General features: G+C 52.7%; 11 protein-coding genes. 6 read left to right on the forward strand and 5 right to left on the reverse strand.

Annotation, left to right across the window (positions count from 1 at the left end; genetic code table 11):
* On the reverse strand, positions 1-2,021 hold a 2,021-nt coding region (glgX, locus tag WAO31_RS06565), incomplete at its 3' end, for a glycogen debranching protein GlgX (RefSeq protein ID WP_509591686.1).
* A gap of 69 nt (positions 2,022-2,090) precedes the next feature.
* Between glgX and WAO31_RS06570 the strand changes: the two genes are divergently transcribed.
* Genes WAO31_RS06570 through ligA form a run of 3 tightly spaced genes read left to right on the forward strand, consistent with a single transcriptional unit; the run spans position 2,091 to position 6,456 of the window.
* Positions 2,091-3,263 carry a cysteine desulfurase family protein gene (locus WAO31_RS06570; protein ID WP_509591688.1) on the forward strand — a complete coding sequence of 391 codons (1,173 nt, stop codon included), beginning with the start codon at positions 2,091-2,093 and terminating at the stop codon, positions 3,261-3,263.
* On the forward strand, positions 3,260-4,366 hold the full coding sequence (gene mnmA / locus WAO31_RS06575; RefSeq protein ID WP_509591691.1) for a tRNA 2-thiouridine(34) synthase MnmA: 1,107 nt from the start codon (positions 3,260-3,262) through the stop codon (positions 4,364-4,366). The genes WAO31_RS06570 and mnmA overlap by 4 nt, the downstream gene beginning before the upstream one ends.
* Complete coding sequence (ligA, locus tag WAO31_RS06580) at positions 4,363-6,456, forward strand: NAD-dependent DNA ligase LigA (protein ID WP_509591694.1); 2,094 nt, start codon at positions 4,363-4,365, stop codon at positions 6,454-6,456. The genes mnmA and ligA overlap by 4 nt, the downstream gene beginning before the upstream one ends.
* Here ligA and WAO31_RS06585 read toward each other — a convergent pair whose 3' ends face one another.
* Positions 6,457-7,623, reverse strand: a complete 1,167-nt coding sequence (locus WAO31_RS06585; protein ID WP_509591696.1) for a hypothetical protein — start codon at positions 7,621-7,623, stop codon at positions 6,457-6,459.
* A gap of 161 nt (positions 7,624-7,784) precedes the next feature.
* Between WAO31_RS06585 and gatC the strand changes: the two genes are divergently transcribed.
* From gatC to gatB, 3 genes are read left to right on the forward strand one after another with little or no spacing between them, the layout of a single operon-like run.
* Entirely contained in the window at positions 7,785-8,081 is a 297-nt protein-coding gene (gene gatC / locus WAO31_RS06590; protein WP_509591699.1) for an Asp-tRNA(Asn)/Glu-tRNA(Gln) amidotransferase subunit GatC, read from the forward strand.
* 11 nt (positions 8,082-8,092) lie between these two features.
* Complete coding sequence (gatA, locus tag WAO31_RS06595) at positions 8,093-9,592, forward strand: Asp-tRNA(Asn)/Glu-tRNA(Gln) amidotransferase subunit GatA (RefSeq protein ID WP_509591701.1); 1,500 nt, start codon at positions 8,093-8,095, stop codon at positions 9,590-9,592.
* A complete protein-coding gene (gene gatB / locus WAO31_RS06600) occupies positions 9,592-11,097 on the forward strand; it encodes an Asp-tRNA(Asn)/Glu-tRNA(Gln) amidotransferase subunit GatB (protein ID WP_509591704.1) in 1,506 nt (501 codons plus the stop codon). The genes gatA and gatB overlap by 1 nt, the downstream gene beginning before the upstream one ends.
* Here gatB and WAO31_RS06605 read toward each other — a convergent pair whose 3' ends face one another.
* The 3 genes from WAO31_RS06605 to WAO31_RS06615 form a co-directional block, all read right to left on the reverse strand.
* Positions 11,098-11,472, reverse strand: coding sequence for a type II toxin-antitoxin system death-on-curing family toxin (locus WAO31_RS06605; RefSeq protein WP_509591706.1), 375 nt, complete (start codon positions 11,470-11,472; stop codon positions 11,098-11,100).
* Entirely contained in the window at positions 11,469-11,675 is a 207-nt protein-coding gene (locus tag WAO31_RS06610) for a YlcI/YnfO family protein (protein WP_509591709.1), read from the reverse strand. The genes WAO31_RS06605 and WAO31_RS06610 overlap by 4 nt, the downstream gene beginning before the upstream one ends.
* Before the next feature lie 111 nt (positions 11,676-11,786).
* A partial coding sequence (locus WAO31_RS06615; protein WP_509591711.1) for a carbohydrate kinase family protein occupies positions 11,787-12,480 on the reverse strand: 694 nt, incomplete at its 5' end.

A 12,480-nucleotide genomic window follows, 5' to 3' on the forward strand; every position in this document is an offset into this window, starting at 1 on the left:
CTTAGAGGCTGCATCTGAAGCTCAGCCCCTGGAGATAGGTCAATGGGAGCCTTAGGTGTCTCATCGCTTGAATCCCAGAGCAGCTGATAAGCACTTACCCCAGAGGCACTCGGGAGCGAAACGGCAAGTTCATACTCAGCCCCGTGAATCACTAAAAGCATTGAATCTAGGCTGCCGTCATCGTTCATGTGATCGGTAAGGCGCATCATGGTGCGGCACTGGGCATCCGCCCAATTTTCATCGGTCATAAGCTCTCCAGCCGCATTAAACCAGCGCATCCGATCAGAATCTTTGGTCGCCTGCTCGTAGTTAGCAAAGTTTTTCGGTCGCAGGGTTGGATGTTCGAGCCTGGTCTGGATCAAGAAAGCCGTGGTCTCTTCGATATTTTTTTGATAGGGAATTAGGTCCCAATTCACCCAGGAGAGGTTCGTATCCTGGCAGTAGGCATTGTTATTCCCAAGCTGGGTCTTGCCGCGTTCATCACCCGCGGTAATCATCGGGATTCCGGAAGAAAACAGCAGGGTTCCCAATAGGTTTCTAATCATTCTTCTTCGAACAAGGTTTACCGAATCGTCTTTGGAATCGCCCTCAACTCCGAAGTTGAAGCTGTGATTGTTGTTGGTTCCGTCACGGTTTGATTCGCCATTGACTTGGTTGTGCTTAACGTTATAGCTAACCAAATCTCGCAGGGTAAAGCCATCGTGGGCCGTGACAAAATTCACTCCCCCTAGAACTCCGTGGGGCCCAGCAACTACGTCAGTACTTCCAGCAAGTTTGGTTGCCAGATCGGCTACCCCGTTGGGGTAGTGACCGGCCTGCCTCGCGAAGCCAATGTCTGAAAGCCAAAACTTTCTAACGTCGTCGCGGTAGTGATCGTTCCACTCGCTGAACCGGTCAGGGAAGTTTCCGGTTTGCCAGCCGCCCAAGCCAACATCCCAGGGCTCAACAATGAGCTTTGACTCCCTCAGGGCTGGCTCATTTTCAATTGCGACAAGCAGTGGATGGGTTGGGCTGTAGTGGTTGTTCTCGTCTCTGGCCAGCGTGGTTGCAAGATCAAAACGAAAGCCATCGATTTGCATCTCGGTACTCCAGTAGATCAGTGAGTCTAGAACCAGTTGGACCACGTGCGGTTTAGAAAAATCGAGTGAGTTTCCGCAACCGGTTGTGTCGTGGTAATTTCCCTGATCGTCTTGACGGTAGTAGTTCGAGTTATCGAGACCGCGGAAAGAGTAGGTTAGGCCACCCGAGCCCCCCTCGGCGGTGTGGTTGTAGACAACATCCAAAATCACCTCGATACCATTTCTGTGTAGCTCGCGGATTGCGGTTTTTAGCTCGACAACAATGTCTTCAGGGCCTTTGGAAAGCGCAGCACCGGTGGCATACCTCGGGTGCGGGGAGAAAAAGTTTATGGTGTTATATCCCCAGTAGTTGATTAGCCCCATATTCATGAGCCTTGGCTCGGAGATGAACATCTGAATTGGTAGCAACTCAAGGCTTGTTATTCCTAGCGATTTCAACTTGCCTATGGTCGCTTCGTGACCCAGGGCAGCGTAGGTGCCGCGTATCTCATCCGGTAGATCGGTGTTGCCGCGGGTAAGACCCCTGGCATGAGCCTCGTAGATAACAGCTTGCTCAAGAGGCAGGTTCGGTTTTGTAACCCCCTGCCAGTCGAAGGATCCCTCGATTGCGACATTGAAGTACTCGCGAGCCGATTTTCTAACCACGCCTCTGGCGTAGGGGTCAATCAGATTCAGATTCGGCCGGAAGTTATTTCTTGGCGCTTCTGGCCCATCAGCTCGAATCGCGTAGCTAATTCCAGGTTTGATTAGCTTTGAGGAAACAGACCAGATGTCTCCATCGGATTTGACCAGCGAAAGTTCGGTTTCCGCGGTCTCGTTATCTTGGCCCAAAATGCAGAGCGAAACCTGACTGGCGGTGGCTGAAAACACCCCAAAATGGCCCATTCCGGCCTCAAATCGCATCCCAAGAGCGGGATTGGCTGGATTCGCTTCTTCAGTCACTGTATAACCCTAGTCAGATAGTTTTTAGATGGCGATTTGACCAAGGCATTAGAAACTAGGCTTAAAGCTATGCCCGTTTACCTAGATCACGCAGCCACTTCGCCGATTCGGCAAAGTGTTCTGGCGCGCTACACGCAGGCACTGGCCCAAATTGGAAACCCGGCTTCGGTTCACGCTTTTGGGCAGAGCTCAAGGCAGCTTCTCGAAGAAGCCCGAGAGCAGATAGCAAAAAGTCTGGATTGCGACCGCAACGAGGTGGTATTCACCTCAGGTGGAACAGAGTCGGACAATCTTGCCGTCAAGGGTCTTTACTGGCAACGCCACGCTGAAAACAGCAATCGAACCTTGATCATATCATCCAGTGCCGAGCACGCGGCAGTATTGGATTCGGTCAACTGGCTGGTCTCTGAACAGGGGGCAGAGGCATACTTTATTGACACGGACCGAAACGGTGTTTTTGATTTAGGGGATTTGGAGCGGGTGCTTCAAGATAGAGCCGAACAGGTAGCCCTTGTTTCTCTGATGTGGGCAAATAATGAAATCGGCGTAGTTCACCCGATCAAGAAAATAACCGAGCTCGCCGCCAAGCACAAAGTCCCGGTCCACTCCGATTCAATTGCTGCCCTAGGTCACATACCCGTGAACTTCAAAGATTCAGGACTATCAGCGATGAGTATCACCGGACACAAACTGGGTAGCCCGGTTGGCATCGGTGCATTGATTCTTTCGAGAAACCAAAAACTCACACCCGTTCTGCACGGCGGCGGCCAGGAGCGAAACTTGCGATCCGGCACTCCCGATTCAGCCGCGGCCGCTGCATTCGCACTAGCGGTGAAGGAGGCAGTTGAGGAGCAGGAAGCCCTTGCAACCCTTCACGGCAGACTTTCAGCCAGATTAGTCGCCGGAGTCAAGCGGGTAGCTCCCGATGTGAAGGTATCGTCTGAAAACGTCGAGCGACTATCAAATAATGTTCACTTTAGATTTCCAGGATGCTTAGGAGATAGCCTGCTGTTCCTTATGGATCTGAACGGCGTTTCCATTTCTACCGGTTCAGCCTGTGCGGCTGGGGTAAGTAGTCCCTCGCACGTGGTGCTTTCTCTAGGAGCCGGGACCGACGAAGCCATGGGAACCATGCGAATTACCTTTGGTCATAACTCGACCGAGGAAGACGTCGACGCTTTTCTGGAGGCCTTTCCCAAGGCCTACGAGGGAGCAAAAAAGGCGGGGCTTACCAGGCGATGAAAATTTTGGCCGCAATGAGTGGTGGAGTCGACTCCGCGGTTGCCGCTGCGCGCGCGGTTGAAGCGGGGCACGAGGTTGTAGGGGTACACCTGGCATTATCTCGTATGCCTGGGACCCTTAGAACCGGTTCCAGAGGTTGCTGCACCATCGAGGATTCTATGGATGCTCAGCGAGCCGCCAACAAGCTCGGGATTCCGTTCTACGTCTGGGATTTCTCCGAGCGATTCAAACAAGATGTGGTTGATGACTTTATCGCTGAGTACTCGGCCGGCCGAACTCCAAACCCCTGCATGCGCTGCAATGAGCGAATTAAGTTCGCGGCTCTTTTGGAAAAGGCTCTGGCTCTGGGCTTCGATGCTCTTTGCACCGGTCACTACGCGAGTATCGAAAAAGATGAGCAGGGCAACCTTGAACTCCACAGATCACTTGCGATGGCCAAGGATCAGTCATACGTTCTCGGGGTACTAACTGAAGACCAACTTAGGCACTCCCTCTTTCCCCTCGGGAAAGCAGCCAACAAGCAAGACATTCGGAATGAGGCAACCAAGCGGGGTCTATCGGTTGCTAATAAACCCGATAGCTACGACATTTGCTTTATTCCAGAAGGTGACACCAGGGATTGGCTCTCGGACAAAATTGACCTGACTCCGGGTTCAATTGTTGATACCGATGGTGAGCAGCTAGCAGTGCACGATGGAGCAGTTGGGTTTACCGTGGGCCAGCGTAAGGGCCTGAACATCGGCCATCCTGCCAAAGACGGCAAGCCGCGCTATGTGCTCGAGATAAGACCAAAAGAAAACGTTGTGGTGGTTGGGCCAGAGCAAGCCCTGGTGATCTCTGAGCTTTCCGGAGGTAAATTTTCATGGTGTGGCAAAGCCCCAGCCCAAGCCTCGGATTGGTTTGACGCCGAGGTTCAGGTTAGGGCGCACGGAGAATCTCACCTGTGCAAGGTGAGGGTTTCAGAAGGCCAGATGGTGATTCGGCCCCATTCGCCCATTCGAGGAATCTCTCCAGGACAGACCGCGGTGATTTACCTCGGCTCTAGGGTGCTCGGCCAAACCACAATAGACAAAACTGTTTCTGCCGCAATGGAGAAGGTGTGAGCGCAACCCAAAAAGTTCGGGAAAGAGTTTCAGAGCTTGTTGATCTGATAAACAAACACCGTGCTTCTTACTATCAGTCCAACACCTCTCTAATTTCCGACGCCGAATACGACAAGTTAATGCGTGAGCTTGAGCAGCTCGAGGCAAAGCATCCAGAACTAATCACCGGGGATTCACCGACTCAAACAGTCGGGGGAGAAGTGAGCCAAACTTTTGCCCCCATTGAGCACCTCGAGCGCATGATGAGTTTGGATAATGTCTTTTCAGAAGAGGAGCTAGATACTTGGTTGGAAAAATCTGGCGGAGGACCTTATCTTTGTGAGCTTAAAATAGACGGGCTAGCAATAAACCTCCGGTACCAAAACGGACAGCTGATCTCCGCCGCCACCCGAGGCGATGGCTCGGTGGGCGAAGATGTGACCCGAAACGTGATGACAGTTAAGGGAATCCCTCACAGTTTGTCGGGTAGGAATCACCCGGAACTAGTTGAGATTCGCGGAGAGGTTTTCTACTCACTCGAAGATTTTGCGAAGCTAAATCAATCTTTGATTGATGCGGGAAAGTCGCCGTTTGCTAACCCAAGAAACTCAGCCTCCGGCTCACTTCGCCAAAAAGACTCGAGCGTCACCGCCTCCAGACCGCTTCAAATGATTGTGCACGGCATTGGCGCGTGGGTTGATAAATCAGTTGCCAGTCAGTCCGAGCTTTACGCGACCCTGAAGAGCTGGGGGCTTCCAACCTCAAACCGTTACAAGGTACTCAAAACGCCCCTGGAGGTTAAGGCTTACATCAAAGACTTTGAAGCCCAGCGTCACAGCCTCGAGCACGAGATCGACGGAGTGGTGGTGAAAGTTGACGAGTTAGCTAGGCAGCAGTCGCTTGGCTTTACCTCGCGCGCTCCACGCTGGGCCATTGCCTATAAGTACCCACCGGAGCAGGTGAACACTCGACTATTGGACATAAGAGTCTCAATTGGAAGAACAGGCCGCGCAACCCCGTTTGCAGTTCTTGACCCGATTAGGGTTGCCGGAAGCGTTGTTGAGTTTGCCACCTTGCATAACCAGGAAGTGGTTGGCGCTAAGGGAATTCTGATTGGTGACACCGTGGTGCTTCGAAAAGCTGGAGATGTGATTCCAGAAATTCTGGGTCCGGTTGTTGCTCTGCGGGATGGCTCTGAAAAAAAGTTCGCTATGCCAAAAGCTTGCCCCGACTGCGGTTCAAAGCTAGCTCCAGCTCAGGAGGGTGATGTTGACCTTCGATGCCCAAATGCTAAATCCTGCCCCGCTCAACTTCGAGAACGAATTGCTTACATCGGCTCTCGCTCGGCACTGGATGTTGAGGCTCTGGGCTTTGTGACTGCGGTCGCACTCACTCAACCTCTGGAACCGAAGTCTCCACCCGTCAAGAGTGAAGCGGACCTTTTTTCACTGACACTTGAAGACCTTCTTCCAATTAGGTCGGTGGTAGTTGACGCCGACACCGGAGCTCCAAAGCTGGATGCCCAAGGAAAGCCAAAGGTAGTTGAGTACTTTAGGAAAAAGGATGGAACCCCAGCAACGGTTGCGACCAAGTTGCTCGAGGAATTGGAAAAGGCCAAGTCGCAGCCCGCCTGGCGAGTTTTGGTGTCGCTCTCTATTCGCCACGTTGGTCCGGTAGCTGCAAGATCACTCATGAATTCTTTTGGGTCCATTGAGAATATCTTTGCTGCCAGCGAGGGAGAACTTGCCCGAGTGGATGGCGTCGGTGCGGTTGTTGCGGCAACAATCAAAGAGTGGATTAGCGTCGACTGGCATAAAGACATAATCTCGGCTTGGAAAAAAGCCGGTGTGAACTTTACCCAGGACATCGCTTCAGCGGGTCAAGGAATATTCAGTGGAATGAGCATCGTAGTTACTGGAACACTCGAGAACTTCACTCGTGATCAGGCCGAGGAGGCCATCATTTCAAGGGGCGGTAAAGCGGCATCCTCTGTTTCCAAAAACACCGCTTTTGTTTTGGCTGGCGCAAGTGCCGGTTCAAAACTGGCCAAGGCGGAAGCCTTGGGAGTTGAGGTTATAGATGAAGCCGAGTTCTCTAAGCGAATTGGCTAATTAGTTCTTCTTGTCCTCGTAAGACTCAACCTCGATGGCCTCGTAGCCGTCAGAGCGCTGCTCAGAGTAATCAATGTCTGTCTCAAAGCCGTCGGTAATTGAAGGAGACGATCCTTCAAGCTCGGTCTGGGCCAGGGTCTCGTCGGCTGCAACCATAGATTCGGTCGACATCAGGGACTTGAGGGTGTTTAGGAAATCCTCAATCTCGTTAGATTCTGACTCCCAGCGCTGCAGCCTTTCCTGACCGTCAACAATTACGGCATTCGCATAGGCCTCGGCCTTGCGAGCCAATAGCTCGGCACGACGACGTGACTGGTTGATTAGGTTTCCAGCATTTCGCTGCGCGTCCTCGGTCACATTGGCTGCGGTGACCTTGGCATCGCGTAGATTTCTTTCAGCTTCGGAGTTTAACTCTGCCGCTAGGCGAGAAGCTTCGGCAACCGCCTTGTTCGCTTCTTCGGTCGCTTCCTGGGCTTGCTTCACAGCGGACTCGTAAATACTAAGAGCTTCCTGCTCACCCTCGTCGCGCTTCGCCTTAAGTTCTGCCTCCAGCTCAACCCTTGACTGTGCGGTGCGCTGAGCAAGCTCAGTTGCAAGTGCGCGAGCTTCTTCGGTTTCGCGGTGCACGGAAGCACGAAGCTCAGCTGCATACCTCTCACCCTCGGAGCGGATCGCCGCGGCTTCACGCTGCGCGTGAACGGTCTTTTCTGCCGCTTCTGATTCCTGAGTCTTTGCCTGTGCCAGAATTTCCGCACTCGTGCGCTCAGCATCGAGCCTGATTTCTTTAGCCTTGGACTCAGCATCGGAGAGCATCTTCTGAACGGCAGCTTCGGCCTTACGGGTTAGCTGCTCGGACTCTGCCTTGGCGGTTTCGCGAATGCGAAGTGCGTCCTGACCTGCATCGGTCATAAGCTTTCTGGCCTGCTCCTCGGCAACGCGAAGAGTCTGTTCGAACTGGGCTCCCAGTTCGGCGTAGCCGGTTCCGGCATCGCGCTTTAGTCTCTGCTTGAGGCTCGCGATTTCCGACTTGAGGAATTCGACCTCGCTGGCAGCTTTGTAGTTGTAGTCACGGACGTGGTCGAGTTCTTCGCGCATTGCAGCAACGGCGGTGTTGACCTCATCTTTGTCATAGCCTCTAAAGACGAGCTGGAATTCTGAGTTGTCCACGTGGATTACCTCTTTATTGGGGGCTTTGGGGTTTATTACCTAGATACCTACTTTAGTGGGGTATTTTGCCCTTGAATCAAGATTTTGTCTTTCTTGCTAGAATGGGCCAGCTGGGGCCAAATACCCCTCAAATCAAGAATTTCTCAAAACCGAAGGTTTCCATGTCCGAGATCACCCCCGAGCTGGTTAGGCACCTAGCTGGCCTAGCCCGCATCGAGGTCACCGAGGCCGAGGTAGCCCAGTTCGCCAGCCAGCTGGCGCTGATTGTTGACTCGGTTGCCACCGTTAAGGCAGCGGTCAGCGATGACATTGCCGCCACCAGCCACCCCATTCCAATGGCCAATGTCTTTCGCGAGGACGTGGTTCGGCCTTCTCTCACCCAGGTTCAGGCATTATCGGGTGCGGCCGAAAGCGAGTCCGGCCGGTTCAAGGTCTCCGCTATTTTGGATGAGGACTAGGTCTATCACCCATGTCACTTGTAGATAAGTCAGCCAGCGAGCTCGCCTCCATGCTCGCTTCAAAAGAAATCTCCTCGGTTGAAATAACCCAAGCTCAGCTGGATAACATCGACAAACTTAATCCCAAAATCAACAGCTACCTCACTGTTACACATGAGGTCGCCCTGGCCCAGGCAAAGCAAGTTGACGAACTTCGAGCCAAGGGAGAAAAGCTCTCCGCGCTCGCGGGAGTCCCAATAGCGGTCAAGGATAATCTGGCAACCATGGGTATCGAAACAACCGCAGGATCGAAGATTCTAAAGGAGTGGGTACCACCATATAACGCGACCGTTGTTGAGAAGATTCTGGCCAACCACATGCCAATCCTTGGAAAAACTAACATGGATGAATTTGCGATGGGTTCGTCAACCGAGAATTCGGCCTATGGCCCTTCTCTTAACCCTTGGGACCTTAGTAGAACCCCTGGTGGTTCAGGCGGTGGATCATCATCGGCTGTTGCGTCGATGCAAGCAGCGCTCGCAATCGGATCTGACACCGGGGGCTCAATTAGATTTCCAGCGGCTGTGACCGGAACTGTTGGCGTCAAGCCAACCTATGGCGCGGTGTCAAGGTATGGACTTATTGCCCTTGGCTCATCGCTAGATCAGATTGGACCGGTTGCAAGAAATGTGATGGATGCAGCAATGCTGCAAGATGCCATCGCGGGCCACGACGGCATGGATGCGACATCGCTTCCAGAATCCTTAGGTTCAATGACCGAAGCTGCAAAAAACGACTCAGTGAAAGGGATAAAGATTGGAATTATCAAGGAGCTAACTGGCGAGGGTTTCCAAGCTGGAGTGTCCGAGAGATTCCAAGAAGCGCTCGATTTACTGGTTGCTGCGGGCGCCGAAATAGTTGAAGTTTCTTGCCCAAGCTTTCAGTATGCGATTGCCGCCTACTACTTGATTCAGCCAGCCGAGGCATCTTCCAACTTGGCCCGTTTCGACTCGGTTCGATTTGGACTTCGAGTAATGCCGGAGGGGCCTGCAACAGTTGAAAAAGTGATGGCCGCAACTCGCGAGGAAGGGTTCGGCGCTGAGGTAAAGCGAAGAATCATCTTGGGAACTTATGCATTGTCTTCCGGATACTACGACGCTTACTACGGCAGTGCTCAAAAGGTGAGGACTTTGATTCAGGCAGATCTCGCAAAGGCATTTGAAAAAGCCGATGTGTTAGTTTCGCCCACTGCTCCGACGACAGCATTTTTGTTGGGAGAGAAGCAAGAAGATCCTCTGGCGATGTACCTAAACGACATCGCAACAATTCCTGCCAACTTAGCAGGGGTTCCGGGTATAAGCCTTCCGGTTGGTCTTGCTAAGGAAGATAACCTACCCGTTGGCGCACAGTTCCTGGCTCCAGCTCGCGAAGACGCAAGACTCTATAGAGTCGGCGCAGTTTTGGAAAAGCTGCTTGAAAATAAGTGGTCCAAGAAGATGATGGATTTCGCACCAAAGCTTGAGGTGAACTAATGGCTAAGGATCAGCTGATGGATTACCAGAAGGCACTTGAAGCTTATGAAGTTGTAATTGGACTCGAGGTCCACGTCGAACTAAACACCAACACCAAGATGTTCTGTGGCTGTGCCAACGTATTTGGCGACGAGCCAAACACCAACGTATGCCCCAACTGTTTGGGTTTCCCAGGGGCAATGCCAGCAGTCAATGGCAAGGCAATTGAGAATTCGATCAAGATAGGTCTTGCCTTGGACTGCGAGATTGCGGCAACTGGTCGCTTCGCACGAAAGAACTACTTTTACCCGGACCTTGCCAAAAACTTCCAGACTTCGCAGTATGACGAGCCAATTGCTTTCGAGGGCAAGATTGATATCGAGGTCCCCTCTGGCAAGGTGTTCACCGTGGAGATCGAGCGGGCCCACATGGAAGAAGACGCTGGCAAGTTAACCCACGTCGGCGGATCTACGGGCCGTATCCAGGGAGCCGAGTTCTCGCTAGTTGATTTCAACCGAGCAGGGGTTCCTCTGGTTGAGATCGTGACCAAGCCGATTTATGGCGCAGGCGACGAAGCTCCCGAGCTCGCAGCCGCCTATGTTCGTTCAATTCGGGAGATTGTCAAAAACCTCGGTGTTTCAGATGCTCGCATGGAGAGAGGCAACGTTCGCTGCGATGCGAACGTTTCGATTCGTCCAAAGGGTCAGGAAAAGCTGGGCACTCGAACCGAGACCAAGAACGTGAACTCACTTCGAAGCATTGAGCGTGCTGTGAAGTATGAAATTCAGCGCCAGGCCCACCTGCTTTCGCAAGGAACGGCGATAATTCAGGAGACCCGTCACTGGCACGAGGACCGTGGAGCAACTTCTTCAGGTCGCCCAAAATCAGACGCTGATGACTACCGCTACTTCCCAGAGCCAGACCTGGTTCCGGTGCAGCCTTCCAAAGAGTGGATTGAGCAGCTGCGCGCGACTCTTCCAGAAAAGCCTGCCATGAGAAGAAAGCGTCTTCAGGAACTATGGGGCTTTAGTGATTTAGAGTTCCGCGATGTTGTGAACTCCGACTTACTCGATGAAATCGATGACACCGTCAAGGCAGGAGCAAAGCCGCAAGCCGCCAGAAGGTGGTGGACAGGTGAGCTTGCAAGGATTGCAAACAGCGAGGACAAGGACATTAACGAACTTGCCATCACACCGTCCCAGGTCGCGCAGATTGCGGAGCTAGTTGAATCTGGCAAGCTAACCGACCGACTTGCAAGAGAAGTTCTAACCGGAGTCCTTGCAGGTGAGGGTGACCCAGCCGAGATTGTTGCCAAGCGCGGACTCGAGGTAGTTTCTGACGACGGAGCGCTTCTCGAAGCAATTGACAAGGTCTTAGCCGAGCAGCCCGATGTTCTTGAAAAGATACGAGAAGGAAAAGTTCAAGCTGCGGGTGCTGTGATTGGTGCCGTCATGAAGGCTATGGCCGGATCAGCTGATGCAGCTAGAGTGCGCGAGCTTGTTATTCAGAGGGCTACTGAGAAATAATTAGGCACGAAGTGGCACAAGGTGCGCACCGATAATCTCAGCAGCCTGTTCGATGGTGTATCGATCTTCGCCTAGTTCGAGAGTTAGATCGAAACCGGTATCGGTATCCATGTTGTGTTGAAAACCGTTGAGCTGCAGAAATGCCGACATGAGGATCCAAGAGGTTCTCTTGTTCCCATCTATTAGCGGGTGATTCTTAATTACCGAATGCATTAGTGCAGCCACCTTTATTGGAAAATCTGGATACGCATCTGCCCCAAATACAGTTGTCTTTGGTCGCACCAGGGCTGAATTCAAAAGCCCGGCATCTCGAACGTGAAAGCCAACTGTCTTGATCAGCTCTAGAGCCGTCCCCAAGCTCATGTAGCGGGTCACGCGTCAGCCAGACGCTCGAGCAACTCCTTGTCGTTGGTTAGAGTCCAGTCGAGGGCCTTCTTTGCAATCTTGAGTTCACTCATCTCATCGATGTAGTACTCAACTGCCTTGTTCACAACCTGTTGCTTGGATAGCCCCAGGTACTCTGCGGTTTCGTCTAGCTTCTTGTCTAGCTCTTCTGTCAATCTAAGTGTCATAGCCATACCATAATGCTACCAAAGTGATACCACATTACAAGTGTATAAGTCTGTGGATAACTTGAAGTTTTGCTTGAAGGTTAGGGGGTTTAGCTGGGGAAAACTCTAAACCTAGAGTCAAGACTTGAAGGAAGGCCTTGCTCCGACCAGCCGAACGGCCTGGGAACCAGCCTGAATCCCGGCCTCTAGGGCCTGTTGGACTGCTTCCGCAGGCAGATCTTGGAATTCTGGCTCGCCAATTAGGCGGCCCAGAAACCCGGCACAAAAAGCATCCCCGGCACCGGTTGGGTCAACCGATTCGGTTGCCTCCCCAGGAAGCTCCAAAATATGGTCACCGGCCCAGGAGGCTTTGGCTCCGGCTTGGCCATTTGTCACAACCGTTAGGGGGACCTGCCCCTGGAGCTTCAGTAGCTGCTCCTCTTCAAGGTTTGGAAAGACCAGGTCGGCCAGAATCAACAGCTCTCGGAACTTCTCAACCCCGTGGTCTCTAATGAATCCGTAGGAGCCAGGGTCTATCGCAAGCAATGCTCCAGCCTGCCTGACTCTGGCGGCAAAGAGCTTTATCTCATCCAGACTTCTGCCAAGCAGAGAATACCCGGAGAGGTAAACAGCCAAGAATCCGGTCGGGTCGATATCTCCAAGATTGAGATCGAAGTTGGCCCCTCGATCGGTGAGCATCGAGCGAGATTCGCCCTGCACTAAAACAACCAGCGAGCCGGTTGGCTTCGAACTTGTTTGGAGAGCTGTTTGAATACCTCGACTCGAAAGTTCGGCCTCGAGTTTTGTGACATCCGGGGCACCAACGCAACCC

Origin of the sequence: Rhodoluna sp. (assembly GCF_049276775.1) — a bacterium.
Lineage (GTDB): Bacteria > Actinomycetota > Actinomycetes > Actinomycetales > Microbacteriaceae > Rhodoluna.